The 25,332-nt window shown below is 43.4% G+C and carries 20 protein-coding genes, 1 tRNA gene, 1 other RNA gene and 2 other annotated features; of the genes, 2 read left to right on the top strand and 20 right to left on the bottom strand.

The annotated features are described in order from the left end of the window. Positions 1-57 precede the first annotated feature (57 nt). The 13 genes from PGQ38_RS04035 to leuC form a co-directional block, all read right to left on the bottom strand. Complete coding sequence (locus PGQ38_RS04035; RefSeq protein ID WP_118578458.1) at positions 58-669, bottom strand: histidine phosphatase family protein; 612 nt, start codon at positions 667-669, stop codon at positions 58-60. Continuing rightward, positions 669-3,086 (bottom strand): phenylalanine--tRNA ligase subunit beta, encoded by a 2,418-nt coding sequence (pheT, locus tag PGQ38_RS04030; protein ID WP_173719474.1) that lies wholly within the window; start codon positions 3,084-3,086, stop codon positions 669-671. The genes PGQ38_RS04035 and pheT overlap by 1 nt, the downstream gene beginning before the upstream one ends. A 90-nt stretch (positions 3,087-3,176) precedes the next feature. Next, on the bottom strand, positions 3,177-4,196 hold the full coding sequence (gene pheS, locus PGQ38_RS04025) for a phenylalanine--tRNA ligase subunit alpha (protein WP_173719482.1): 1,020 nt from the start codon (positions 4,194-4,196) through the stop codon (positions 3,177-3,179). A gap of 249 nt (positions 4,197-4,445) precedes the next feature. Next, positions 4,446-4,665: a binding site (T-box leader), on the bottom strand. Positions 4,666-4,707: 42 nt separating this feature from the next. Then, positions 4,708-5,703 (bottom strand): YihY/virulence factor BrkB family protein, encoded by a 996-nt coding sequence (locus PGQ38_RS04020; protein WP_173715516.1) that lies wholly within the window; start codon positions 5,701-5,703, stop codon positions 4,708-4,710. 255 nt (positions 5,704-5,958) lie between these two features. Next, positions 5,959-7,140, bottom strand: a complete 1,182-nt coding sequence (locus tag PGQ38_RS04015; RefSeq protein ID WP_270430858.1) for a SpoIID/LytB domain-containing protein — start codon at positions 7,138-7,140, stop codon at positions 5,959-5,961. Between the two features lie 132 nt (positions 7,141-7,272). Then, positions 7,273-8,331, bottom strand: coding sequence for an aldose epimerase family protein (locus tag PGQ38_RS04010; RefSeq protein ID WP_270430857.1), 1,059 nt, complete (start codon positions 8,329-8,331; stop codon positions 7,273-7,275). 21 nt (positions 8,332-8,352) lie between these two features. Then, a non-coding RNA gene (ssrS, locus tag PGQ38_RS04005) (6S RNA) lies at positions 8,353-8,530 on the bottom strand. A 74-nt stretch (positions 8,531-8,604) separates the two neighbouring features. Continuing rightward, positions 8,605-10,095, bottom strand: a complete 1,491-nt coding sequence (gene thrC / locus PGQ38_RS04000; RefSeq protein WP_270430855.1) for a threonine synthase — start codon at positions 10,093-10,095, stop codon at positions 8,605-8,607. Between the two features lie 218 nt (positions 10,096-10,313). Next, on the bottom strand, positions 10,314-11,243 hold the full coding sequence (locus PGQ38_RS03995; protein ID WP_118578463.1) for a cell wall hydrolase: 930 nt from the start codon (positions 11,241-11,243) through the stop codon (positions 10,314-10,316). Between the two features lie 466 nt (positions 11,244-11,709). Next, the gene (locus PGQ38_RS03990; RefSeq protein ID WP_187565692.1) at positions 11,710-13,365 is read right to left on the bottom strand and encodes a 2-isopropylmalate synthase; all 1,656 of its coding nucleotides are present in this window, start codon (positions 13,363-13,365) and stop codon (positions 11,710-11,712) included. Between the two features lie 168 nt (positions 13,366-13,533). Next, positions 13,534-13,802, bottom strand: a binding site (T-box leader). A 59-nt stretch (positions 13,803-13,861) separates the two neighbouring features. Further along, a tRNA-Pro gene (locus tag PGQ38_RS03985) sits at positions 13,862-13,935 on the bottom strand. 345 nt (positions 13,936-14,280) lie between these two features. Further along, positions 14,281-14,769, bottom strand: coding sequence for a 3-isopropylmalate dehydratase small subunit (leuD, locus tag PGQ38_RS03980; RefSeq protein ID WP_118578464.1), 489 nt, complete (start codon positions 14,767-14,769; stop codon positions 14,281-14,283). 15 nt (positions 14,770-14,784) lie between these two features. Then, entirely contained in the window at positions 14,785-16,053 is a 1,269-nt protein-coding gene (leuC, locus tag PGQ38_RS03975) for a 3-isopropylmalate dehydratase large subunit (RefSeq protein ID WP_118578465.1), read from the bottom strand. Positions 16,054-16,319: 266 nt separating this feature from the next. Here leuC and PGQ38_RS03970 point away from each other — a divergent pair, with 266 nt between their 5' ends. After that, positions 16,320-17,195: a LysR family transcriptional regulator gene (locus PGQ38_RS03970; RefSeq protein WP_270430854.1), complete on the top strand. Its 876-nt coding sequence runs from the start codon at positions 16,320-16,322 to the stop codon at positions 17,193-17,195. A 64-nt stretch (positions 17,196-17,259) separates the two neighbouring features. On the opposite strand, the gene ilvC is transcribed toward PGQ38_RS03970, so the two are convergent. From ilvC to PGQ38_RS03955, 3 genes are all read right to left on the bottom strand, one after another. Beyond that, positions 17,260-18,279, bottom strand: a complete 1,020-nt coding sequence (gene ilvC, locus PGQ38_RS03965; protein WP_118578467.1) for a ketol-acid reductoisomerase — start codon at positions 18,277-18,279, stop codon at positions 17,260-17,262. A 191-nt stretch (positions 18,280-18,470) separates the two neighbouring features. Continuing rightward, positions 18,471-18,968, bottom strand: coding sequence for an acetolactate synthase small subunit (gene ilvN / locus PGQ38_RS03960; protein ID WP_118578468.1), 498 nt, complete (start codon positions 18,966-18,968; stop codon positions 18,471-18,473). A gap of 194 nt (positions 18,969-19,162) precedes the next feature. After that, entirely contained in the window at positions 19,163-20,242 is a 1,080-nt protein-coding gene (locus PGQ38_RS03955; protein ID WP_270430852.1) for a tyrosine-protein phosphatase, read from the bottom strand. Positions 20,243-20,399: 157 nt separating this feature from the next. On the opposite strand from PGQ38_RS03955, the gene PGQ38_RS03950 reads away from it, so the two are divergent. Further along, positions 20,400-21,344, top strand: a complete 945-nt coding sequence (locus PGQ38_RS03950) for an AEC family transporter (RefSeq protein WP_204452232.1) — start codon at positions 20,400-20,402, stop codon at positions 21,342-21,344. Positions 21,345-21,353: 9 nt separating this feature from the next. Here the strand turns inward: PGQ38_RS03950 and PGQ38_RS03945 are convergent, their stop codons facing one another. From PGQ38_RS03945 to PGQ38_RS03930, 4 genes are all read right to left on the bottom strand, one after another. Continuing rightward, entirely contained in the window at positions 21,354-22,547 is a 1,194-nt protein-coding gene (locus PGQ38_RS03945) for a M20 metallopeptidase family protein (RefSeq protein WP_204452234.1), read from the bottom strand. Between the two features lie 61 nt (positions 22,548-22,608). Beyond that, the gene (locus tag PGQ38_RS03940) at positions 22,609-23,478 is read right to left on the bottom strand and encodes an HAD-IIB family hydrolase (RefSeq protein WP_207758489.1); all 870 of its coding nucleotides are present in this window, start codon (positions 23,476-23,478) and stop codon (positions 22,609-22,611) included. Then, on the bottom strand, positions 23,471-24,733 hold the full coding sequence (locus tag PGQ38_RS03935) for a M18 family aminopeptidase (protein ID WP_204452236.1): 1,263 nt from the start codon (positions 24,731-24,733) through the stop codon (positions 23,471-23,473). The genes PGQ38_RS03940 and PGQ38_RS03935 overlap by 8 nt, the downstream gene beginning before the upstream one ends. Positions 24,734-24,927: 194 nt before the next feature. Beyond that, entirely contained in the window at positions 24,928-25,257 is a 330-nt protein-coding gene (locus PGQ38_RS03930) for a cupin domain-containing protein (protein ID WP_118578473.1), read from the bottom strand. Positions 25,258-25,332: the final 75 nt, after the last annotated feature.

Here is a 25,332-nt window from a genome sequence, read left to right as displayed (position 1 = left end):
GTAATCGTTTCACACCTTTTTCATACAGCCAGGGGTATTATATCATATTTCATATTTTCAGGCGTAAACCTTATCTTCCTCCAGGAATCTGGCCTTACCATCCTTCACTTCTACCAGGTTAATGCTGCAGTTAGGCGGCACACATCCATGCCAGAAATGTTCAGGATCCTTGTACAGGTTCTGGAGAAGAGCCCGCACTGCACATCCATGGGAAGACACCAAAATCGTTTTGTCTGCCAGAGACGGATCCGAGGTTTTTTCAAGCCAGAATTCTCTGGTACGATCCAGGATATCCTGAATATTCTCTCCGTTTTCCGGACGCGGAAATTTCAGAGGATCCTTAAAAAACAGATCAAATTCTTCGCAGTTGGACTCCATAGTATTTCCAGTTCTCATAATGTGCCCTTCCAGAACCCCGAAATTAATTTCCTGAATCCTTTTATCCGGTATCACAGGAATATCACGGCCCCCCAGAACTAACCGGGCAGTCTGTCTCGCACGGGTAAGAGGACTTGTAAAACAGATATCAAACTTTACATCCATCAGAGCCTCGCCTGTTCTTCTGGCAAGATCAATTCCCTCCTGAGCAAGAGGAATGTCTGCTGAACCCTGAGCCTTATGAAGGTGGTTCCAAGGCGTCAGACCGTGTCTTACAATATATAAAAGCATCAGCTTCTCAACTCGATTCCAAGGCCTTCCAGACCATTTAAAATTTTCTTCATTGCCGCAGAAATCTCGCTTTCTTCCAGGGTCTTATCGTGATCACGGAATACAAGCGCATAAGCCATAGACTTGTAACCACCCTTGATCTGGCTTCCTTCGTAGATATCAAACAGCTGATAGCTCTCCAGGATCTTTCCGCCTCTCTGAGCAAGAATGTCCTCGATCTGACCTGCAAGCACCTGTTTCGGAACCAGCATACTGATGTCACGGGTTACTGCCGGATATTTTGCAATTCCGGTAAACTTGCGGTCAAAATTTGCAAATTCAAGAACGCTCTTGATATCGATCATTGCGATATATGCGCGCTCCCCAATTCCATAATTATCTGCAACCAGCGGATGAACCTCTCCAAGGTAACCTACAACGGTTCCCTCGTATACCATATCGGCCTGTCTTCCAGGATGAAGAAATGGTTTTCCGCTTGCCGGATCATACTCCATTTTCTTCTTCATACCGATTTTTTCGAAGAACTCCTCACAAACGCCCTTCATGTCAAAGAAATCACCGGTTCCGTACATTCCAAGTGTAAACATGGTTCTTTCATCTGGAAGCTCGGTAAGTGGAAGTGCCTTCGGAAGATATACATTTCCAAGCTCATAAAGACGAACGTCTTTGTTTCTTCTGTTATAGTTAGTTGCCAGAGAAGAAAGCATTCCATTCAGTGTACTGGTACGCATAATGCTGTAGTCCTCACCAAGAGGATTGCTGATGGTGATCACCTGACGAAGTACATTATCTTCTGGAATTCTCAGTTTGTCAAATACCTTCGGGCTCTCAAATGAGTAAGTCATACCTTCTGAGAATCCGCAGTACTCTGCAATATCTCTTGCGATATTTTCAATGCGAAGCTTGAATGGCATTTTTCCTGTAGTAGCCTCACCGGATGGCAAAGTTGTAGGAATCTTGTCATATCCGTAGAAACGTGCAATTTCTTCTGCAACATCTGCCATGCAGTGGATATCCTGGCGGAAAGTCGGTGCTACGATTTCATTTGTCTCCTCATCATAGGTGAGTTCGATCTTTGCAAGATAGCCAAGCATCTCTTCTTTGGAAAGATTTGTTCCAAGAAGACCGTTGATACGGTCTGGCTCAAATTTTACACGGGATGGCTTGCTGACCTTATTGCAGATATCAACCATACCGCCAACAACCTCACCGGCACCAAGCTCTTCCATCAGCTGGCAGGCTCTGTCGATTGCAGCCTTTGCATTATTCGGATCAAGACCTTTCTCAAACTTGCCGGAAGCATCTGTACGAAGTCCGATTCTCTTGGAAGAAAGTCTGATGTTTGTTCCATCAAAGCAGGCTGCCTCAAACAGAACTGTGTGTACGTCATCTGTGATCATGGAGTTCTCGCCGCCCATAATACCTGCGATTCCAACTGGTTTCTCACCATCGCAGATCATCAGGACGTTCTCGTCCATAATACGTTCCTGACCATCCAGTGTGACAAATTTCTCATCTTTACCCGCACAGCGTACAACAATTTCATGGTTTGCAATCGTATCGAGATCGTAAGCATGCATTGGCTGTCCAAACTCTTCCATTACATAGTTGGTGATATCTACCAGATTGTTGATCGGGCGGATTCCATTGGAAGCCAGGCAGCGCTGCATCCATTTCGGAGATGGTCCGATCTTAACATTTTTTACAACTCTTGCACAATAACGTGGGCAAAGCTCCGGTTTCTCTACAGTTACCTTTACGTAATCAGAAGCTTTTTCATCATTTCCTGTCTCTTTAACTTCCGGAGGGTAAAATTTCTTACCAAAAGTAGCTGCTGCTTCTCTTGCAATTCCAAGAACACCGTAACAGTCAACACGGTTGGATGTGATCTCATATTCAAATACAACGTCATCAAGTCCAAGAGCCTTAATAGCGCTTTCACCTACAACTGCGTTTTCCGGGAATATATAAATTCCATATTCTGGGGCTTCCGGATACATATCCCGGTTGCTTCCCAGCTCTTCGATGGAGCACATCATGCCGTTGGACGGTACTCCGCGAAGTTTTCCGGCTTTGATCCTGATTCCGCCAGGAGTCATTTTTCCATCATGTCCTCCTGCTACACGACCTCCGTCAAGAACAACCGGAACCTTGTCTCCCTCTTTTACGTTTGGAGCACCCGTAACGATCTGGATCACCTCAGATCCGATATTCACCTGGCAGATGATCAGCTTATCTGCATCCGGATGTTTCTCAATTTTCTCAATCTGTCCGATTACAATCTTTTCAAGGTCAGCATCAAGCCTGGTGAAGCCTTCTACCTTTGTACCTGACAATGTCATTGCATCTGTATATTCCTGTGCGGTTACGTCAAGATCCGGCACATACATTTTCATCCAAGATAATGAAGTATTCATTTATTTAATCCTCTTCTCACTCTAATATTTATATTATGAAAGGTAACTGCTCAGTACTTTCACAGTTACACGCTTCGCGATGCCCAGAAATCAGAACTGCTTCAGGAAACGGATGTCGTTCTCATAAAGCAGACGCATATCATCAATCTCATATTTCAGAAGCGCAATACGCTCAAGACCTACGCCGAATGCAAAACCAGTGTACTCCTCCGGATCAATTCCACACATGCGAAGTACATTGGGATGAACTGTTCCACAGCCAAGGATTTCAATCCAGCCGGATCCTTTACAGAAACGGCAGCCTTTTCCGCCGCATTTGAAGCAGGAAACATCAACCTCTGCACTTGGCTCTGTAAACGGGAAGTGATGTGGTCTGAATTTTGTTTTGGTTTCTGGTCCGAAAAGCTCTTTCGCAAATACTTCAAGAGTTCCTTTCAGGTCTGCGAACGTAATATTTTTATCTATTACAAGGCCCTCAATCTGATGGAAGGATGGAGAATGAGTTGCATCTACTTCATCCGAACGGAATACTCTTCCAGGTGCGATCATACGGATCGGCAGCTTTCCTTTTTCCATGGCACGTGCCTGAACCGGAGATGTCTGGGAACGAAGAAGTATGGAATCATTGATAAAGAAAGTATCCTGCTCGTCTCTTGCCGGATGATTCTCCGGAATATTCAGCTTGGTAAAGTTGTAATCTGCATATTCAACTTCCGGACCTTCTACAACTTCATAGCCCATTCCAATAAAAATGCGCTCAACCTCTTCCAACGCAATGCTGTTGGGATGACGATGACCGATTCTGGATTTCTTTGCAGGTAGGGTAACATCGATTACTTCTGCTTTCATCTTCTCTTCTCTGACTGCTTCTTCCAGTTTCTGTCTGGACTCTTCAAGAAGACCTTCGATCTTAGCTCTGGTCTCGTTTACAAGCTGGCCAACCTTCGGTCTCTCCTCCGGGGAAACGTCTTTCATTCCTTTTAAGATTGCGGTAAGCTCTCCTTTTTTTCCAAGATATGCCACACGCACATCATTTAATTTATCCAGGCCTTCGGATTCTTCAATCCGTACTCTGGCGTTCTCAGCCAGTTCCTGAAGTCTTTCTTTCATATCCATGGTTCATTTCTCCTTTATTTTTATAATCTGCCAGATGAGGGGGGGGAAGGAAGGTAAGAAAATATCTACATAGCAGATTTTTTCTTTCGTAAAGCGGATTGTTCAGCGCTCGCGCTCCAAGGACTTTACAATGCGAAAAACCCGCTTTGCGTATTTCCTACATTTTCGCGGCAGTCACCAAGTTCTCACCCAAGCGTGGACTTTGACTCTTGCTCGTGAAAATAAAAAAGCTCCGTCCCCAACAAAAGGGACGAAGCATATTCCGCGGTACCACCCTGATTCCTGTATATACAGGCTCTCCCGCCGCTTAACGCGCAGCTTCACGTCGCTTCCTACTGGAAATTTCAGAAACGCGGCTCCGGTGCGAAACTCAGAAACTATCTGAACTTAAGGAAGCTTACAGCCGGTGGCTTCCTCTCTCTGAAAGAAAATAATTTCCTAAAAACACCTTCCTGGCTTTTTCTCTTTTATAACTATGCCACATCAGAGTGAATCTGTCAAGAGGTTAATTTGTCTGTTGCTCTTCCTTCTTTTTCTCAGCTGAAGCTTTCATCTCAATCTTTTTCTTTCTCTCATTCTCTTTTTCCAGATATTTTTTCTTCTCTTTATTAAGCTCTTTTTCCGCCTCATCGCGCTCGCGGCTGAGCATTTCCCTCATGGATGCCTGGGCCATTCTGAACTGTTTTTCAAAATAAGCGTTGATCTCTGCTCCATACAGCAGCAGATTCATACAGATATACAGCCACAGCATCACCATGATCAACGCAGTCAGGCTTCCATACATATTGCTGAAGCCTGGAAACATGTCAAAATAAATAGAAAAGAAATAGGAAAACAAGGACCACCCTGCTGCAATCAGAAGAGCTCCCGGCACCTGACTTTTAAAAGTAGCTTTACGGTTTGGAAGCATTTTATACAAAATCAGAAAGATCAGAAACAGTCCGGCAAATACAAGCGCCGTCCTGGCTCCAATGATCTTTCCGATAATTCTCCCAAGGAATGGAACGTACTTTCCTGCCATAATCTGAATCTGATTTCCAAGAACCAGAAGCAGAAGACTTGCAATAATTGCAATGCTGAACAGAAATGTATAAACAACTGCATACATTCTGGTAATCAGCCAGTTACGGGTCTCATGGACGTGATAAATGCTATTCAGTCCGTTCGTAAGGGATTGCATGGCTTTTCCTGCAGACCACAATGCCATGATAGCAGAAATCGGAACTACCGCCGTGCTTCTGCCATATACTTCTGATACAATGGTAAGCACAAAATTCTGTATATTGTGGGGCACAAATGCCCGGATGGTTTCGCTGACCATATTGTATGTTAAAGGTGTATATCGAATTATAGTCGTGAGAAACAGAATAAACGGAATAAAAGACATAATCAGGAAATATGCTGCCTGTGCCGCATAAGCTCCCACATGGTCTCCATTTGCCCTGTCCATAAAACCGAACAGAAGCTGGAGAACGCTCTGTTTTTCTTTCTTCTTATCCATATGATTGCTCCTGTTACATTTTCGTAATCATTTTTTGTATCATATCACGAAACATGCTTTCTGTCTACTTTTTCCTGGTGTTACTGTTCTTTCCGTTCACAGCAACAATTACTGTTCACTCCATAATCAGTAAACGCTTCGCGATGCACAAAAAGACGAACCTTCCTGTGACAAGCACAAACAGCAGCGTTTGCTGCGCAAACTTAATTCTCGGGTTTTCTGTGAACTTTGTTCACAAAAATACCTTGCAAAATGTCATGTTTCCCGCTTTGACAGGTTATTCCCCACCACTTCCAACGTAATATCCTTAAAAAAATAATTTAGGATTTCCTGCCAGCCATAGCCTTCCCTGGCCATTTCATTTGCCCCGTTCTGGCTCATTCCCACACCGTGTCCATACCCTTTCCCCTGAATCTGTACTGCCTTACCGGATTTCACGTTCAGTTCAAAATAGGCGCTTGGCAGAAGATTACTGCCGTTCACAATACTTCCATCTTTTTCTGTAATCAAACACCCTGCCGGGGAAAGAAATTGCCGTATTTCATATTCGCCTTCCAGCTGTATACTTTTATTTTCCGTCACAATCTCCATTCCCGTAACTGCACCACTGATATTCTTTTTAATAACCTGAAGCCCTATAAATTCCCCGCTGCCTTCCAGATTTCCCGATCGTTTCTCTAAAGTTTCCCAGGGAATTTCCACGCTCCAGCTGCTCCATGGCATATTCTGGTCAAAATCACATTCTACACTTTTCAGATAAGCTGCTGACCTGTCTGCTCCCCATATCTCATCTGTGCTTGTCCTGCCTGCTGATGTAGAAAAATAATAAGCCGTGATCGGTTCTCCATTCTGGCATAGGATCTGACCTTTTGTATCCTGTACTGCTTTATTTGTTCTTTTATCTGCCCCAAAATTGTTGTAAACCTGATAATTCACGCTGTCATCTACATCCGCCCCATATTTTTCCAGACTGTTTTCCTGTATCTGGCAAACTGCATAGGTTCTGGCACATACTGCCTGGGCCATCAATGCCTGTTCTTCATAGGATGCAGGCATTTCACTTGGGACTACAGCTTCCAGATAAGCTTCCAGGGACAATTCATTAATAATCAGCAGCCCCTGCGCTGTCTTTTTAATTTCCAGAGTTCCATAATAAACAGGAGGATTCTGAGCTCTTTCAATAGAGGGAATCGCAATGCCATCAGTTCCCCCGTCCAGAAGCAGACTATCATTCTGGAGCTCCTGTGAATCCGGGGTGTAGGTATGTTCTTTTCCTTTTTGTTCTATGGTTACTGACTGGTGATAACAGGATTGCCAGGACGAGTCTGTGAGCAGAACGCGAATGGAAGGCTCTCGTTGTTGCACCTTGTTTTCGTCAGTTTCCTTTTTCTTTTCTTTCTGCTCCCTTTTGGCACTTTCTTCACTCCTCTTGTTCATTTCTGCGGCTTTTCCAAACAAAAGCAGCCAGCCCAGCAGTACAATCAGGAAATAATTCAATCCATAAAAAAATCTGGTCTTCTTCATACAAAAGTATATGAAGAAAACCAGACAAAAATATCTGTATTGTAATTATTTTCTTACGTCAAATTTATATGCGGTAAAAGACTGATACTTCTCACCAGCTTCAAGTACTGGTGAATGGAATGCTTCCACATTTACTGCATTTGGTTCAACCTGTGTCTCAAGGCAGAAGCCTTCACGCTTGTTGTAAACATGTCCATTCTTACCCTTCTCATCAATAATAAAATTACCGGCATAGAACTGCACACATGGACAATCCGAAATCACATCCATCGTAATACCAGAGGTCTCATTGTAAGCAACTGCAACCGTTCTCCGACTGCCTTTCGCGTAATTGTCAGTCACATAATTGTGGTCATATCCGCCAGTGTACTTCAGCTGCTGGAAGTCTGCCTCGATTTCCTGGCCAATCTTTTTCGCCTTATTAAAATCCATAGGAGTACCCTCTACTGCTGCATATTCGCCTGTAGGAATAGAGAACTCATCCACCGGATTATAATCTCTGGCATGGATCGTAAGATATGTATCAAGAACCTTGCCGCTTCCCTCCCCTGTAAGGTTGAAGTAGGAATGGTTGGTCATATTTGCCAGTGTCGCCTTGTCACTGATTCCGCTATAGTAAATCTGCAGGGTATTGTCCTCTGTAAATTCATATGTAACAGACACCTGGAATTCTCCCGGGAATCCATTCTCGCCATCCGGGCTGATTCTGGAAAAAGTAATGGCATTTTTGTCAGAATCTGTATTCTTAACAGTCCAAATCTTCTTCTCGAAGCCATTGGGGCCGCTGTGAAGATTATTGTCATTCTCATTCTTGTCAAGCTGGTATTCCTGTCCATAAAGGGAAAATCTGGCACCTGCGATACGGTTTCCGCTTCTTCCTATGATCGCACCAAAGAAGCAGCCATTTACTTCGTACTGCTGAACATCGTCATAACCAAGCACTACATCTGTAAGCTCCCCATCTTTGTCCGGAACGCAAAGCTTCACAAGAATGGCACCGTAATCCATCACTTCTGCATATGCACCGGATTTATTCTCCAGATGGTATAAAGTAATCTCTTCCCCAGAGGTTAAGTTTCCAAATTTCTTTGCTGTAACACCCATATTACCTGCCTCCCTGTTCTAAAAAATCCCAGAATGCCGTTCCCTTTCTTTTGACGCCTAGCTAACCGCTAGGTGGGTATCCTCAACAGGACTTCTGCCTACCACAACGAGAGGTCTGACATCCGCACTGCGATATTGGATTCCCTTGATGTCAATGTAGGTTCAAAAATAAAAGGGGCCTCGCACATCCCAGGATTCATTTTTCTAAAAATAATTATACTCTAGTATATACTGTTTTTCAACAGAAAATGCACAAATTCTTTTTACTGATTTTTAACTGATTTTTAGAATCTCTTTCACAGTTGCAGGCATATCTTCTGCATCAACTACCCGGTCATGAAGTACTGGTGCAGTACGGATATCGTTGACTGCCTTCGGAACTGCCACCCCGGAAAGCTTCTCAAGTGCGTCTGCAAGCCCGAAATCATCCAGATTCTCATGTCCCTCGGAGATTGCATCCATAACACTTCTGGTAAACTTGTATGGACTTGCTGTAGAAGCAATAACTGCCGGAATCTTATCTCCGGTATCTTTCACATATTTTTTGTATACGCCAGCAGCAACTGCAGTATGTGTATCAATCACATAATCACTTGTCTTATATACTTCGCGAATAGCTTCCTTCGTCTCTTCTTCAGAGCAGTAGTTTCCATAGAAATCCTTCAGCTGGGCTTTCATCTCAGGTGTAATAGTGTATTCACCACCCTTGGAAAGATTTTCCATAAGTTTTGCACACTCCTCAGGATTTCCGCCTGTAATGCGATAGATCAGGCGCTCCAGATTGCTGGAAATCAAAATATCCATAGATGGAGAACTGGTAAGGATAAAGTCTCTCTTTCTATTGTATGTACCTGTGGAGAAGAAATCAAACAGAACCTTGTTCTCATTAGAAGCACAAATCAGCTTGTTCACCGGAAGTCCCATCTGTTTTGCATAAAATGCTGCCAGAATGTTTCCAAAATTTCCTGTAGGAACTACTATATTGATCTCCTGTCCGGCTTCGATCTTGTTCTGGCGCACCAGCGCAGCATATGCATATACATAATAAACGATCTGGGGAACAAGACGTCCAATGTTAATGGAGTTTGCAGAAGAGAATTGGAATCCAGCCTGGGAAAGCTCTGCTGCCAGTTCTTTATCATTGAACATTTTCTTTACAGCTGTCTGGGCATCGTCAAAATTACCTGTGATACCCACAACGTAAGTATTGGCACCTTTCTGGGTTACCATCTGCTTCTCCTGGATCGGGCTTACGCCATGTTTCGGATAGAATACAATAATCCTGGTTCCCGGAACATCGGCAAAACCTGCAAGTGCTGCTTTTCCAGTATCTCCGGAGGTCGCAGTCAGGATAACGATTTCATTTTTTACATTATTCTTTCTTGCTGCAGTCGTCATAAGATATGGCAAAATGGAAAGTGCCATGTCTTTAAATGCAATTGTAGGACCATGGAAAAGTTCCAGATAATATGCCCCGTCAGCTTCCTTAAGAGGTGCGATCACATCTGTGTCAAACTTCTTGTCATATGCTCGGTTGATACAAGTGCGCAGCTCTTCTTCTGTAAAGTCAGTAAGAAGGCGGCTCATTACCTGATAAGCAGTTTCCTGATAAGTCATTCTGGAAAGTTCATCCATAGAAACATCAAGTGCCGGAATCTGTGTTGGTACAAACAGTCCTCCATCTTCAGAAAGTCCCTTTAAAATAGCCTTGGAAGCGGTTACCGGTTCTCCTTTTCCTCTGGTGCTCTGGTACATTACCTGCATTTGTTATTCCTGCCTTTCGCTTATTGTTATGAGGTACACATTCCGGAATCTGTAACCTTCCGACAGTCATCCTCTCTTTGTTATCATATTTTAACTTTACAGGTATTATACATACTTCACCGTGCTAAATCAACACCCAATTTGAAAAAGCCACCTGGAATTGTAATTTCCTGGCGGCTTATATCTCTTTATTACAGAATGTTACTGTTATTAAAATATTATTTTTTCACCATCTGAACAACATTTGTGTCATCTTCTGAGGTTTCATTCTCAGTGTTCTGTGACTTAGCTTCATCCGGGTAGGTGTAAAACTCGTGAACACCATATTTAAATAATTTTTTTAAATCCTTATCAAACCAGGACACGTTCTTTTTGTCCGCAGCAGAACGCTGAACAAAGAACAGAGCTCCTTCTGAATAGTCAGTTCCCTCTAATGCCTGTTTCACAGCTTCCCTGGTCTCATCTGTTACCGTTACTTCATAAAACTTACCATCGTAAACAGGTGAAAACTGAGGAATTCCATTTCTCTGATCCAGAATAACACCTGTAATGGTATCTGGAAATTCCTCATGGGAAAGGCGGTTCATAATTACATTTGCGATTAGTACACGACCTTTAATGTCCTCTGTACCCGCCTCTGCCTCTACTATATGAAGCAGGTTATCATAATCTGCGTCCGACATGATCTTCGGATTTGCAGACATGGATACTGCAGCTGCATCAAGGCTCGCAACTGTATCAGCCATAGAGTCCCCTACATTCAGCTCATCCACGTTTCCTTTTATCTGCTTCACGCGCTGGCCTACCATGACTCTCTCGCATGAAGTTCCAATTCTTGTTACAGATGTTCCTGCTGAAGGAGTATCTGCAACACTGGTTACCATACCGGCAATTCCGGTAGGCAGATCATACTCTACACTTCCAAGGTCAGTCCAGGCATCCGCGGATCTGTTCTCTTTGTCCGAAGCTGCATATACCTGGCTCCGTGGACCAAACTCCGCCACCTTCGTTCCAACTGCCAAAATCATTGCCAACGTGGCGCAGGCGCTAAGAGCTACAAAATTATGTACAAGAGCATTTCCATTCTTTTTTTTCTGGGCATCGCTCTTGCAAGTTGTTACATGTTGTAAACTTCTTTTTAATTTCATATTCTTCTTTCCTTGCACTTCTGTTATGTTTTGATTTCTTTTATTATTTATTCTGTAACATTTCTGTAATTTATAGGAAAATTATATTTAATAAGCTCCAAAATGTCAAGTTTTTTTTGCTTTCTATAGCTTTTTTCACTAAAAACAGGTAAAAAAAGAAAGACAACAAGAAAGAAATAGGATGATTCATTCAAAAATCATGTAATATTTTTGATAAATTTACCCTGTTTCTATTTGTCCCCTTTTATTCTTAGGTATGGTTATTTCTCCCCTTCTTATGGATTTTATTATAGCTTTTCTTTTTCTGTTCGTCAAACCTTTTTTATCGCCGAATTCTGACAAAAAGCGCCGTTACCTTTCAAAGCAGCAAACCACCGCACAGTCTTTTTTATGAACTGATTCGCGGTGGTTTGTCTTTTTGTTATCAAATATGCTTCTTATTATAAATAAGGTTTAAACAAATCTCTCAGCGGTTATTAATTGCTGTTACAAGTGCATCAATGGAAGCACGGATAATATCCGGGTCTACGCCTGCTCCCCACGCCATAGTTCCGTCAGGTTTCTTGATTCCAACATATGCTATAGCCTTGGAACTGGAGCTGCGCTCTAACGCATGTTCCTGGTATACTTCCAGAGAATACTTCAATTCGTATGCTTTCTTCAGGGCATTGCTCACTGCGTCAAGACGTCCATTTCCCACAGCCTCTGTGGTAATTGTTTTTCCATTAAATGTGGAGATTACCTTAGTTGTAATTCCCTCGCTCGTCTGCTGGAAGTGCACTTCATTAATGCTGTACGGCTGTCCCACATTCTCAAAAGTCTTTTTGAACAGATCAAAGATTTCATCTGGATGAAGCTCTTTATGAAGGTGATCAGAAACACCCTTGGCTGCGTAACCCATTGCCTCACGCATTTTTGGCGGAAGGTTCAGACCGTATTTTGTTTCCAGAATGTAGCCTACGCCGCCTTTGCCAGACTGGCTGTTGATACGGATAACATCTGCATCATAATTACGTCCAACATCTGTGGGATCAATTGGCAGATACGGAACTGTCCAGCGGTTCGGATCTTTTTCCTCGATCCAGTGCATACCTTTGGCAATTGCATCCTGATGGGAACCAGAAAATGCTGCAAAAACAAGTGCTCCACTGTATGGACTTCTCTCTCCAACTGTCATTCCCGTGCAACGCTCATACACCTCGCAGATGTGAGGCATATCGGAGAAGTCAAGCTTCGGATCTACTCCCTGGGAATACATGTTCATTCCAAGTGTTACAATATCAACATTACCTGTACGCTCTCCGTTTCCAAAAAGAGTTCCCTCGATGCGGTCTGCTCCGGCAAGAATTCCCATTTCAGAATCTGCCACACCACAACCTCTGTCATTGTGAGGATGTAAGGATACGATTACATTTTCACGGTGAAGCATATGCTTGCACATATACTCAACCTGACTTGCATATACATGCGGCATGGAATGCTCCACTGTTACCGGAAGGTTGATGATACATTTATTGTCCGGAGTTGGCTGCCATACATCGATAACTGCATTGCAGACCTCAAGGGCATATTCCGGCTCAGTTCCTGTAAAGCTCTCCGGACTATACTCAAACTGGAAGTTTCCTTCTGTCTGTTCAGCCAGTTCTTTTAATAATTTCGCACCTTCTACGGCAATCTTTAAAATCTCTTCTTTGGATTTCTTAAATACCTGTTCACGCTGTGCAACAGATGTGGAATTGTATACGTGAACAATAGCTTTAGGCGCACCTTTTACGGCTTCAAAGGTTTTACGGATAATATGCTCTCTTGCCTGAGTCAGTACCTGGATCGTAACATCTTCAGGAATCAGTTTGCGATCGATCAGGGTACGAAGGAACGTATACTCTGTCTCGGAAGCAGCTGGAAATCCTACTTCAATCTCTTTAAACCCAATCTGTACAAGAAGTTTGAAAAACTCAACCTTCTGTTCCAGGCTCATTGGGATGACAAGTGCCTGGTTTCCGTCACGAAGGTCTACAGAACACCATGCAGGTGCCTTGTCAATATAGTCCTTTTTTGCCCAGTCCATACAGGTTTCTGGTGGAAGATAATACTGTTTTTTGTATTTGCTTACATTCATCATTTTTTATTCCTCCATATTGTAAATTTAATTTTTCTCTTTTCCGTGACGGAAGGATTCTTTGTCTGCTGGGTCAGAGCTCAGTCTGATAAAGCAGCTTTATGTGGTATTAAATTCCAATGGAATTACTATCACATAAAAAAAGTCCTCCAGCTCTGCACACATACAGGTGCAAGAGACGGAAGACATACATCTTACGCGGTACCACTCTTATTTCATGAATAGAATCCATACACTTATCGGATACGGGATTACTCCTTATATCCTTTCCCTGTAACGGTGGAATCCGGCTGTGTCTACTCTCGCTTCTTCTAATCATTCGAAGTAATTTCAGACAGCTGCTCCAAGGCGAGTTCTACAGTTTCCTTCCGTCATCTCACACCACCCGATGACTCTCTGCGCTCCGGTACCTGTGTACTACTCCTTATCAAAGCATTTCTCTTATATGTTCTTTGTGGTTATTACCTTAACATTTTTCAAGTCACTTGTCAATGACTAATCGGGGCAACAGGATTTGAACCTGCGACCTCACGGCCCCCAGCCGTGCGCGCTACCAAGCTACGCCATACCCCGCGAACAGTTGATATTGTATCAAATGTTATAATAAAAATCAACAGTTTTTTCAAAAAACAAATTAAAATCGTCTGTAAGTGTTACTGTGAACGGAGCAGACGGGTAACCCATGTATAACGCCCCTATCCAATTATGAAAGAACCTTGAACGTAGGTAAAACTGCAATTTTATTGAGAAAAATCACAGAAATCAAAGTTTTCGTCCATATTTCTCCCATATACCAAAAGACCTTGACAGCTGGTTTTCCCAGTCCATCAAGGTCAGTTTTTATGCTTGGACAAATTTCTATTGATTGGGCGATTTGCCCTTTAACAGGATATTTTACTTTGCCTGTTAACAATTATATTAATGCTGTGCATTAATATAATTAACAAGTCCTTCCGCCTTAATGATCTTCTGCATAAATTCCGGGAAGGCCTGCCCCTTAAATTCAGTTCCTTTGGTGCGATTGTAGATCATGCCAGAATCAAAATCCACCTCTACCTCATCCCCCTCATCAATGCCCTTGCTTGCTTCCGGGCACTCAATGATCGGAAGTCCAATGTTGATTGCATTTCTGTAAAAAATTCTGGCAAATGTCTCTGCGATAACACAGCTGACACCAGCTGCCTTAATAGCGATCGGCGCATGTTCACGGGAAGAACCGCAGCCAAAATTCTTAGTTGCTACAATAATATCACCCTTCTGTACTCTTTTTACAAAAGTATTATCAATATCCTCCATGCAATGAGTTGCCAGTTCTGCCGGGTCTGAAGAATTCAGATAACGTGCCGGAATAATAACATCTGTATCAACATTATCTCCATATTTAAAAGCTCTGCCTTTTGCCTGCATGATAAGTACTCCTCCTTATAATCCTAATTCTTCCGGTGCACAAATATAACCGGTTACTGCACTTGCTGCAGCTACTGCCGGGCTTGCCAGGTAAACTTCAGACTCCACATGTCCCATACGTCCTACAAAGTTGCGGTTAGTAGTAGAAATGCAGCGCTCACCAGCGGCCAGAATACCCATGTATCCACCAAGGCACGGTCCACAGGTAGGTGTACTTACAACTGCTCCAGCCTCAATGAAAATCTTAAGAAGCCCCTCTTCCATTGCCTGCAGATAAATTGCCTGAGTCGCAGGAATCACAATACAGCGAAGCCCTTTCTTAACCTTGCGTCCCTTCAGAATCTGAGCTGCAACACGAAGGTCGTCAATACGGCCATTCGTACAGGATCCGATTACAGACTGGTCTACAACAACCGGCTCTCCAATCTCAGAAATGGTCTTAGTGTTCTCTGGTAAATGAGGGAACGCAACGGTTGGTTCCAATGTGCTAAGATCAATTGTGTACTCAGCTTCATAAACAGCATCCTCATCAGCCTCGTATGCTGTATACGGGCGCTTGGAATGCTCTTTCATATATTCGATTGCAAGATCATCAACCGGGAAAATTCCATTCTTTCCGCCAGCCTCAATTGCCATATTAGCAATAGTAAAACGGTCGTCCATAGACAGGTTTTTAATTCCCTCTCCCACGAACTCCATAGATTTATAAAGAGCTCCGTCCACGCCGATCATTCCAATGATATGTAAGATCACATCCTTACCGCTTACCCATTTTTTCGGTTTGCCAACGATGTTAAATTTAATGGCAGACGGTACCTTAAACCATGCTTTTCCTGTAGCCATGCCAGCTGCCATATCAGTACTTCCGACACCAGTGGAAAAAGCTCCAAGAGCTCCATATGTACAGGTGTGTGAATCAGCTCCGATAATCACATCGCCTGCAACTGTAAGACCCTTTTCCGGAAGGAGCGCATGCTCAATTCCCATCTGTCCTACATCAAAATAATTGGTGATATCGTGGCGACAGGCAAATTCACGAACACATTTACAGTGCTCAGCAGACTTAATATCCTTATTCGGAATAAAGTGATCCATTACCAGTGCAATTTTATCTTTGTCAAATACGGTATCTACTGTCATCTTATCCATCTCATGGATAGCTACCGGAGAAGTGATATCGTTTCCAAGAACAAGGTCAAGCTGTGCCTCTATAAGCTGTCCTGCTTCTACATGATCCAGACCTGCATGCGCTGCCAGGATCTTCTGAGTCATTGTCATTCCCATTTTAGTATTCCTCCTGATTCATTGTATGTTGATATTTTAGCACACTTTCTGTTATAATAAAAATACATATTAATCATAGTTATTATAATTTGTAGTTATATATCACTGTTTACTGGTGCTATTCTGTAAGGTATTATTTTGAGCGTAGTTCACAAAAACCTGAGAAACTTGGCGAAAAATCATTCGAATGCGTGATTTTTGTACATTGTAAGATATGTTGTCATGGACAAGGGTAAGCAATATTGTTATATATTCAGGAGGAATTTATGCAGGAAAATCTGTCTCTTTATCATATATTTTACACAGTCAGCCGCACTGGCAATATCTCAACTGCTGCTAAGGAGCTGTACATCAGCCAGCCTGCCATCAGCCGCGCCATTAAGAAGCTGGAAAGCAATCTGGACACCACTCTTTTCAAGCGCAGTTCCCGAGGCGTAACACTCACTCCTGACGGTCAGATTCTATATGAAAAAGCAAAAGGAGCCTTCGACCTTCTTTCCGAAGGAGAAGATTCCATTCTTCACAATCGTTCCAGAGAGATTCCCAGGCTGCGCATCGGTGCCAGCACCACTTTATGCAAATATGTACTTATGCCCAGGCTGAAAGATTTCATAGCTGCCAATCCGCAAATCCGTATTACAATCTCCTGCCAGTCCACCTACCAGACCCTGAAACTTCTTGAAGAAGACAAAATAGACATCGGCCTGATCGGACGACCGCAGAAGCTATCCGGATACGAATTTTTGCCTCTGCTGCAGATCCAGGATACCTTTGTCGCTACACATCAATACCTGGAGAATCAGCACCAGCTTTTTCCATCAGAACCCCTTCAGCACACTGCTACTTTCATGCTTCTTGACGAACAGAATATAACCAGACAGTCCGTCAATACCATGCTTCATGAGCACCAGATGCAGCTTGGTCACATTCTGGAAGTCAGCTCCATGGATCTTTTAATCCAGTTTGCGCAGGTAGGCTTGGGAATTGCCTGTGTGATCAAAGAATTTGTGCAAAATGATCTTAATAAAGAAATACTTGTGGAAGCGCCTCTGGGGCTGACTTTCCCATCAAGGGAAATCGGATTTGTATGCAAGAAAGGGAGCCAAAATCAGAAGCTTCTGACACAACTGGCAGAAATCTAGAGAAATTCCGCTTCGCTACACCGAAGTAGCGCAAAAAAATCCGGGTTTCCCCGGATTTTTTTGCTTAGTTATTAATAAGCTTATCTTCGCCGTTCCAGCTGTAGAGTTTACGGATTTCTTCGCCAACTTTCTCAGATGGATGCTCAGAAGCTTTCTTTCTCATAGCTTTGAAATGAACCTGACGTCCAGCTGGGCTCATATCAAGCAGGAAGTCTTTTGCGAAAGTACCATCCTGGATATCGGAAAGGATTTTCTTCATTGCTTTCTTTGTATCTTCTGTAATGATCTTCGGTCCTGTGATGTAGTCACCGTACTCAGCTGTGTTGGAGATGGAATATCTCATTCCAGCGAAGCCTGACTGATAAATCAGGTCTACGATCAGCTTCATTTCGTGGATACACTCGAAGTATGCATTTCTTGGGTCATAACCAGCCTCGCAAAGAGTCTCGAAACCAGCCTGCATAAGTGCACAAACACCACCGCAAAGTACTGCCTGCTCTCCAAAAAGGTCTGTCTCTGTCTCTGTACGGAATGTAGTCTCAAGAAGTCCTGCTCTTGCACCACCAATAGCAAGTCCGTATGCAAGTGCTTTGTCAAGTGCTTTTCCTGTGTAATCCTGCTCAACAGCTACCAGACAAGGAGTTCCTTTGCCAGCCTGATACTCGCTTCTTACTGTATGTCCTGGTGCTTTTGGAGCAATCATGGTAACATCTACATTCTTTGGCGGAACAATACATCCGAAATGAATGTTGAAACCATGAGCAAACATAAGCATATTGCCTTCCTCAAGGTTTGGCTCGATATCTTTCTTATACATATCAGCCTGTTTCTCATCATTGATCAGAATCATGATGATATCAGCCTTCTTTGCAGCCTCAGCTGCTGTATATACTTTAAATCCCTGCTCTTCAGCTCTCTTCCAGGATCTGCTGCCTTCATAAAGACCAATAATGACGTCACATCCGGACTCCTTCAGGTTCAGTGCGTGAGCATGTCCCTGGCTGCCGTAACCGATAATTGCGATTGTTTTTCCATCTAATAAAGAGAGATTACAATCTTCCTGGTAAAAAATTCTTGCTGACATTTTCGTTTCCTCCTACTGTGTTAAAACTTAAAAATATATATCGTTAAGGGAATATATATGCATATCCTGTGTATGATTATTCATTCCAGAAATACGCCCCTTAGCAAACCAAATAAATAATCCTGCCTTCAGAATTCTCCGCCTGTGGCGGATTGCCTCCTGCGGCATCTGCCTGATCAGCGCTTCCGCAATTACAAAAATTTCACCCCATGAGAGCCTCTCTCAAGACCCATAACACCGGCACGTGCCAGTTCCAGAATCTCGTAATCTCCCATAAGATTAATAAATGCCTCCAGCTTGGTCTTGCTGCCTGTCATTTCTACAATGAGAGAATCCTTGCTCACATCTACAACCTTGGCACGGAAAATATCCGCAATGGAAACAATTCCCTGTCTCTGCTCCGGTGCGGCTGCAACCTTCACAAGAACAGTCTCACGAACTACGCTGTCAGATGGATCCAGAACTTTGATATCCCTTACATCAACAAGCTTCGCAAGCTGTTTCACAATCTGATCAAGAATTGCGTCATCTCCGCTGCACACTACTGTAATGCGGGTATAATTCACATCCGCTGTAACTCCGGCAGTGATACTGTCAATATTATAACCACGACGGCTGAACATTCCGGCGATCCGGCTGAGTACACCTGACGTGTTGTCAACTAGTAAAGATAAAATCTTATTTTGCATAAATATAATCCTGCTTTCGTGCTTCAGATTGATATGGTTATCATTATAACAACATAATTTATTTTGTCAATGCTACACTTCAAAAAAGTTTTAATGTTTTATAGCATTAAAGCATTTTTATTCATATAACACACTTTCATTTCACTATTAACATATTTACACAGTATGAAGTATCTATATTTTACGTAAATATTTTATATCAGATATTTACTCTGCAGGTCTGTCACTGTCTTTTGGTTCAGATAAAGTCCTCTTCTCAAAAAACGCTCCACATTTCCATATTCCGCATAAATCGTCCGAAACATTCTGTCCAGATATTCTTCTTTTACCCTGAAAAGCGCTGATACTTTATTTACATTTGCAATACTGTCCAGTCTGTTTGCCTCAAGGTAACGCAGCATATAATCCAGTTCTCCTGCCAGGCACACATTGGAACGTATAAAATCCTCCCGGATCACATCTCTGTGAACTCCAAGAGCACAAAGAAGAAGGGCTGTCACTACCCCCACTCTGTCTTTTCCGAAGCTGCAGTGCCAGAGAGCAGCACCATTTTCGTGATGCAGCAATACATCCATAAATCTGGCACATTGTTTCACTGAATACTGATCCCTTACAAAATTCTCATACTGCTGCTCGATCAGACTCTCTATATCGCCATCATACTCCAGAACCTTTTTCAACATATCATTTGTCTGCAGTATTCCCAAAACACTTTTCGGAGAATCGCTGATAGTCTCTTCATCGATCATGGGGATGTGATAATATTCCACTCCCTTTACCACAATGTCCGGTCTTTCATTTCGTTCCAGCTGGTCTCTGAGATCAATCACGGTCTTCAGCTTGCAGTCCTCCTGCAAAACATGCTGATCAGCCATAGAAGCATGATAAAGATTTCCGCTTCGAATAAGCTTTCTGGGAAGGATATGACGCCCATCCTTTGTGGCGATCGCCCCAAGATCTCTTGTATTGGAAAGACTCTGCATCGTAATCCGTCCGCCCTTAGGAAATCCGGTAGCCATTTCCGGATTGAAAAGTTTCAGAATCCGCAGGCAGTCCTGTGCCTCATGCTCCGTCATCTCAAACTGATATCGCTTCTTTCTCCTGGTAATGATCACCAGATAATTAGAGATCATCTGCTTCACTGCTTCTTCTGCATTTTCGCCTTCCCGATGGATATACGCCCAGACAATATCTCTGCAAGGAAGATTATTCTGTATCATATGTCTGAAAAAGATCAGATTTCCATCTTCTACGCGAATCTTACCGTATCTCATATTTCTCCTCCATTCGTTGCCTTTCATTCTTACGATACCACAGAAAACAAAATTTGACAATTATTGGAAAAAGTTTATAATCAAAAAAGATATGTCGGGGTTACTGTGAACAGAATGAACAGCAACATGTCGACAAACTTAGAAAGGTGAATTATTTATGGATAATCTGATTTTTTGCCTCAATGCAACCATTCCTATTTTTTTGACCCTCATGCTGGGTTATTTTCTTCGAAAAATTAATCTTTATGATGATTCCTTTGTTGCACAGATGAACAAATTTGTATTCAAGGCAGCCTTACCCGCACTTTTGTTTATGAATGTGGCTGAATCAGATTTTATTAAAGTTTGGGATACAAAGTTTGTTCTCTTTTGTTTTGGCGCTACGTTTTGCAGCATTGCCATTTCTATCGGTCTTTCCTTCCTGCTGAATCCAAGGGACATACAGGGAGAATTTGTCCAGGCCTCTTACCGCAGCAGCGCGGCAATCCTCGGCATTGCTATCATCCAGAACCTTTATGGAGATGCCGGTATGGCACCTCTTATGATCATAGCAAGCGTTCCTCTCTATAATGTAATGGCAGTCATGGTTCTCTCTTTTATGAAGCCTGACAATCAGGGAATGAACAAACAGATGCTCCTAAAAACCTTAAAAGGAATTGCCAGCAACCCTATTATTCTTGGAATCCTGGCAGGTCTTATCTGGTCTGTCCTTCGTCTGCCTCTTCCAACGATCCTTTCCAGTACTGTCAATAACCTCGGAAAAACAGCCACACCTCTTGGACTGATGGCCATGGGTGGTGCCCTTCATTTTGGAAAAGCTTTTTCCAGATTAAAAGCAACTATCGCCTGCACTTTTATGAAGCTGATCGGCTTTTGCACCATTTTTCTTCCAGTTGCTGTCAGACTTGGATTTACCCATGACAAGCTGGTTGCCATTCTGATCATGCTTGGTTCTGCTACCACAGTAAGCTGTTATATCATGGCAAAAAACATGGGGCACGAAGGGTCTTTTTCCTCCGGTGTCATTATGCTCACTACATTATTCAGTGCTTTTACTCTCACTATCTGGCTGTTCATTTGCAAAAGTTTAGGATTGATTTAATGGATTCTGCTACATATCCCTGTCAATGCCAGACAGTATCTCATACAACGCCTCCAGGCTATATGGCAAAATATCCTCATCAATCTGAAATTTCGGATGATGCAGCGGATAACCCTTATCAGGAATTCCTGCCAGAAATACACTGAACAAGCCCTTTGTATGTAAAAAATACCGATAGGCATTGTCTCCGGACAAAAACAGCTGCTCCTCGCCTTCCAGAAGAAACTGCTCTCCAAATATCTTCCTTCCTGCAGTTTCCGCAATCCTGGTAAGCTCCGGATCATTTGCAAAAGGCAGAACTGCAGGCTTTGGATATTCCAACTCGATCCTTGTTCCCGTCTTTGCTTCTATTTCATTCAGGGTTTCCTTCAGCCGCTTATCCAGCGCCTGGTAATCTTCTTCATAAGCAGCCCGGATATTTCCCCGAAGAGTCACAAGATCTGTAATAATATTAGAGTATTCTCCACCATGAATGGTTCCGATTCCGATTAGGCAGGGACCTTTTCCTTTATATGTTTCATTAAGATCATGAAGGGCTTTTACCACCAGAGAAGCCGCATAAATACTGTCAATTCCTTTATGAGCCTCACACCAGTGGCTGGATTTTCCATGAACACGGATTTCCATGCCATTGATCATAGCCGAAGCCTGTCCCTCATGCACTGCCATTCCAAAAGACTGATCCACTGCGTAATGAAACATGAGAAAAATATCTGGTTCTCCATCAAGGGCACCTGCTGCCAGCATTCGCTTTGCACCTTCACCGATTTCTTCAGCAGGTTCAAAAAGAAACCGCATCCGCACTGGAAAATCCTCTCCCTCTTCCGCCAGAATCCTCGCCAGCACCAACGCCGAAGCCACGATGCCATCATGACCACAGGCATGCATGACTCCGGCATTTTCCGATGCGTAAGACAGTCCGGTTTGTTCCTGTATAGGAAGTGCATCCATCTCTGCGCGAAGCACAACTTTCTTTTTGCCGGCAAAAGCTGCCTCATCCTGACAGGGATGCTCCGCAATGATCCCCGTAGGCTCCACAATCCGAAACCGATAGCCTAATTTTCCCAGATACTCCTGTATAAAAGCAGATGTCTCAAACTCCTGAAGCCCCAGTTCCGGATGCCTGTGGAAATGACGCCGCAATCTGATCAGCTCTTCTTTGTATTTTTCAAATTTACATTGGTAATTTAATTGCTCTGCCATATTTTATCCTTTACCCTTATCTCGGAGTACGCGAATTGTCTGAAATGATCTAAAGTAACATCTAAATCAATCCCAGGTGCTCCAACCCGTTTTTAATTCCATAATGAAAAATATCCGTTGTCACGTAATCAGCCAGCTTCTTGATTCCGGATGCCGCATTTCCCATTGCCACCTTCGTCTTTGCATATTCGAACATAGACAGGTCATTATTGCTGTCACCAAATACAATGGTATCCTCATGTGCAATATCAAAAATCCTGCATACAGCTGCAATGCCAACAGCCTTGGAAAAGCCTTTCGGGATCATCTCAATGGTATCCCCGGCAAGACCTTCCCCTACATGGCCAATAAACTCATAATAGTCCTCAAGCTCCGCACAGGCCTTCTCAGGATCACTTCCCGGCACGATCTTAGAACTGATCTTATTAATATGAAGGTCGTGTTCATACCCCTTAACAGGACGCCACTTAGCCCCCAGAGCCTTTGTGATCAGATCAGCATACCAGTTAATATCTGTATTATACTCATCCTTATCGTAGTACATCCAATCAGCACCCTCCATCACCGGAATCATGCCATATTTCCGAAGCACCTCCACCGAATGCCATGCTGCCTCCGTGGTCATCTCCTTGTTAAAAAGCCTTTTGCCATCTTTCTCAATGGTACATCCACAGGCACTGATCATTCCTGTAAAAGGGATCTGTTCCAGATAATCAGGCACAAACGCCCTGCTTCTTCCTGTACACAGCCATGCCTGATGACCATTCTTCACCAGTTTTGTAATCGCCTCTACAGCACTGGCCGGTGTCCCCTTTTCAATATCACAGATCGTACCATCAGCATCAAAAAACACTGCTTTTTTGTGAATCTGCTGTCTGCTTCCTGTAGAAGAAGCACTTTTATAACTTCTTTCGAAAATGTTATCAGGCATAAAATACCCCCGCAAGCTTTACAAAGTCGCAGGTATCTTTCACACCGGCAGTCTCATAAGGAGAATGCATAGCCAGCTGCGGCAGTCCAATATCTACTGTATTTAAAGCCACCTGCGTATTGGAAATATTTCCCAGAGTGGAGCCGCCGGCTACGTCCGAACGATTCACGTAAACCTGACAGGATACCCCTGCCTCTTTACAGAGTTCCTTAAACATCGCTGCCGAAATACCATCTGTGCAGTACTTCTGGTTCGCATTATACTTCACCGCAATTCCGGCATTAATATGCGGTCGGTTCACCGGATCCGCCTTCTCAGGGTAGTTCGGATGAATCGCATGTGCATTATCCGCAGAGATCATAAAGCTCTTTGCCAGAGAGATCAGATAATCCTCGTAGCTTCTTCCAAGCCCCAGATTAATGCGAAGGAGGGTATCCCGAAGGAAAGTAGATGCAGCCCCCTGCCTGGTGCCGCTTCCCACCTCTTCATTATCCATTACCATATGTACACAGATGCTCTTCTCATTTTTTCCAGCAATCAGTCCTTCCATAGAGGAAAAAGCGCACTGCAGATCATCCAGTCTTGGCGCAGAGACAAATTCCTCCTCACTGCCCCAAACCGTACCAGGCATGCGGTTATAAAGGAACAGATCATGTCCCAGAATGTCCTCTTCTTTCACCCCTGCTGCCTCTGCCACAGTTTTAAAGAAAGATCCCTTAGCGCTCTCCAGGCCATAAAGAGGAAGCATATCCTTCTGCACATTATACTTATAACCGCTGTTCGCCTCACGATTCATATGGATAGCCAGATTCGGGATCATCAACATATCCTTGTCCACAATCACAAGCTTCTCACAAATCTGTTCATCCTCCTTCACGATCAGACGTCCAGCCACAGAAAGGGGGCGGTCAAACCAGGGAGCCAGAAGCGCACCACCATAAAGTTCCACATTCAGCTTCACATACCCATTTTCCACCATCTCTGGATTCTCCTTGATCTTCAAAGACGGGGAATCACTGTGGCTTGCAATAATATGGAACACGTCGCTGGAAACCTCCGGCACGGTAAATGCAATGATTGCCGAATGATTCCGGATCACAAAATACTTCCCACCGTTTTTTATCTCCCAGTGCTCATCTTCCTTTAACTCTGTAAATCCATTCTCCGTAAATCTTGTTTTCATCATCTCCACTGCCTGAAATGCAGTAGGGCTCTCTTTGATAAATGTAAGTAATTTCTCTGCTGTATGATTCATTTCTAAACTCCTAAATATTTTTCTATACTTTTCCCTTTGCCACACCCCCGCAATCGTTTTGCGAGCCCCGCTCGCCAAAGTGATAAGTCATACCACATTTGAACCAGTTCCAACCGATACACAGGGGAGGTGGCAGCGGGTACTGCTTGTGGGGCTTGGGGATTTTCGGCAGGTTTGCGAGCATAGCAACACTCTCAATCTTTAATAATCAACGCCATAAACACCAGATCCGTATTCCCCGTATTCGCCAGTCCATGACCTCTTCCATCTGGTGTAAAGGTAATATCGCCTGCTTTCACATGTCTCCAGGAAGTCCCATTGTCATTATATTCCCCTTCCCCGGTCAGAATATAATAGGTCTCACTCTCCCCATAATGCATATGAAAACCAAGAGAACATCCCGGTTCCAGAGTCACCTCTGCATAAAGCCCACACTTCCCATTTAACTGCTGCTCATCCAGCAGCTCCTTGATAATCACATGTCCATTCCCCTCACACATATGCTCAATACGATTGATCTTCATATCCAGACTCCTCCTTCGTAAAAGGGCACATCCCCAGCTTTCGCCAGAGATGCGCCCTGTTTTTCAGCTTTCTTC

This window comes from Blautia faecis, assembly GCF_027662325.1.
Taxonomy (GTDB): domain Bacteria; phylum Bacillota; class Clostridia; order Lachnospirales; family Lachnospiraceae; genus Blautia_A; species Blautia_A faecis.
Note: the sequence above shows the minus strand (reverse complement) of the source record. Positions and strands in the feature narration are given on the sequence as shown.

What these genes read in the sequence shown, in the direction of transcription:
- PGQ38_RS04035 (WP_118578458.1), bottom strand. Translation starts at nt 669, where the DNA reads ATGCTTTTATATATTGTAAGACACGGTCTGACGCCTTGGAACCACCTT.
- pheT (WP_173719474.1), bottom strand. Translation starts at nt 3,086, where the DNA reads ATGAATACTTCATTATCTTGGATGAAAATGTATGTGCCGGATCTTGAC.
- pheS (WP_173719482.1), bottom strand. Translation starts at nt 4,196, where the DNA reads ATGAAAGAAAGACTTCAGGAACTGGCTGAGAACGCCAGAGTACGGATT.
- PGQ38_RS04020 (WP_173715516.1), bottom strand. Translation starts at nt 5,703, where the DNA reads ATGGATAAGAAGAAAGAAAAACAGAGCGTTCTCCAGCTTCTGTTCGGT.
- PGQ38_RS04015 (WP_270430858.1), bottom strand. Translation starts at nt 7,140, where the DNA reads ATGAACAAGAGGAGTGAAGAAAGTGCCAAAAGGGAGCAGAAAGAAAAG.
- PGQ38_RS04010 (WP_270430857.1), bottom strand. Translation starts at nt 8,331, where the DNA reads ATGGGTGTTACAGCAAAGAAATTTGGAAACTTAACCTCTGGGGAAGAG.
- thrC (WP_270430855.1), bottom strand. Translation starts at nt 10,095, where the DNA reads ATGCAGGTAATGTACCAGAGCACCAGAGGAAAAGGAGAACCGGTAACC.
- PGQ38_RS03995 (WP_118578463.1), bottom strand. Translation starts at nt 11,243, where the DNA reads ATGAAATTAAAAAGAAGTTTACAACATGTAACAACTTGCAAGAGCGAT.
- PGQ38_RS03990 (WP_187565692.1), bottom strand. Translation starts at nt 13,365, where the DNA reads ATGATGAATGTAAGCAAATACAAAAAACAGTATTATCTTCCACCAGAA.
- leuD (WP_118578464.1), bottom strand. Translation starts at nt 14,769, where the DNA reads ATGCAGGCAAAAGGCAGAGCTTTTAAATATGGAGATAATGTTGATACA.
- leuC (WP_118578465.1), bottom strand. Translation starts at nt 16,053, where the DNA reads ATGGGAATGACAATGACTCAGAAGATCCTGGCAGCGCATGCAGGTCTG.
- PGQ38_RS03970 (WP_270430854.1), top strand. Translation starts at nt 16,320, where the DNA reads ATGCAGGAAAATCTGTCTCTTTATCATATATTTTACACAGTCAGCCGC.
- ilvC (WP_118578467.1), bottom strand. Translation starts at nt 18,279, where the DNA reads ATGTCAGCAAGAATTTTTTACCAGGAAGATTGTAATCTCTCTTTATTA.
- ilvN (WP_118578468.1), bottom strand. Translation starts at nt 18,968, where the DNA reads ATGCAAAATAAGATTTTATCTTTACTAGTTGACAACACGTCAGGTGTA.
- PGQ38_RS03955 (WP_270430852.1), bottom strand. Translation starts at nt 20,242, where the DNA reads ATGAGATACGGTAAGATTCGCGTAGAAGATGGAAATCTGATCTTTTTC.
- PGQ38_RS03950 (WP_204452232.1), top strand. Translation starts at nt 20,400, where the DNA reads ATGGATAATCTGATTTTTTGCCTCAATGCAACCATTCCTATTTTTTTG.
- PGQ38_RS03945 (WP_204452234.1), bottom strand. Translation starts at nt 22,547, where the DNA reads ATGGCAGAGCAATTAAATTACCAATGTAAATTTGAAAAATACAAAGAA.
- PGQ38_RS03940 (WP_207758489.1), bottom strand. Translation starts at nt 23,478, where the DNA reads ATGCCTGATAACATTTTCGAAAGAAGTTATAAAAGTGCTTCTTCTACA.
- PGQ38_RS03935 (WP_204452236.1), bottom strand. Translation starts at nt 24,733, where the DNA reads ATGAATCATACAGCAGAGAAATTACTTACATTTATCAAAGAGAGCCCT.
- PGQ38_RS03930 (WP_118578473.1), bottom strand. Translation starts at nt 25,257, where the DNA reads ATGAAGATCAATCGTATTGAGCATATGTGTGAGGGGAATGGACATGTG.